Origin of the sequence: Nocardiopsis rhodophaea (assembly GCF_039530945.1) — a bacterium.
Taxonomy (GTDB): Bacteria; Actinomycetota; Actinomycetes; order Streptosporangiales; family Streptosporangiaceae; genus Nocardiopsis_C; species Nocardiopsis_C rhodophaea.
The window spans coordinates 1-673 of the sequence record NZ_BAAAPC010000065.1 but is presented as its reverse complement, the minus strand read 5'-3'; the positions used below and the strand labels follow the sequence as shown (position 1 = coordinate 673).

Genomic DNA, 673 nt, shown 5'->3' with positions numbered 1-673 from the left:
GATCAGTTTGGATCTATTTGGATAACTAAGGGTAAGTTATTGGATCTACTCAAAGGATATGTGGATAACTCATTATGGAATCTATAGAACTTAAGTGCGTAAGGTGCTTTAAAAGGCTTCAGCTCCCCTGGTGCTTCCTCGCTCACTCGCGGGCTTGGCCCTGTCGTTCGGCTGCGGCGAGCACTGGTGGCTCTCTCTGAAAGGCAAAATTTAACCGATCCTCGCAACGGGGATATCTCTCCAGCGAGTGGTGTACGCAGGGGAGAGCATATCGCGTTTCATTTGCCAGGATGGCGCAATTCCTCTACCGGCAAACCATACTTTACCCAGCCCTGAGTTGTTGATCCCGTCCAGAACCCTCATCAGCTCAGCACTGTGAGGGCGTGGCGGGCGTTCGTCAAACAGCTGCAGCTGCGAAACGCCGGAGCCGGTGAAGTCATTCAGCATAACTCCGGCTTTGGCATACCGGTGCCCATCCCTCCAGATACGCTCCAGAGCCATTGTGGCGGCTGCAATGATGTCCCTGGTGTCCTGAGTGGGCGTAAGCAGTTTTTCCGTAGCCACGTTGCCGTAGTAAGGCTCTTTAATGGCGAACGGAGACGTTTTGATGAAAACGGAAATATGCCGGCAATACTGGTGCTCTTTACGCAGTTTTTCAGAGGCCCGCTCTGCG

1 protein-coding gene is annotated in these 673 nt (G+C 52.7%); it reads right to left on the bottom strand.

Annotated elements, in window-relative coordinates; genetic code table 11:
- Positions 1–210: 210 nt before the first annotated feature.
- A partial coding sequence (locus tag ABD259_RS25670) for a DUF4113 domain-containing protein (protein WP_114264888.1) occupies positions 211–673 on the bottom strand: 463 nt, incomplete at its 5' end.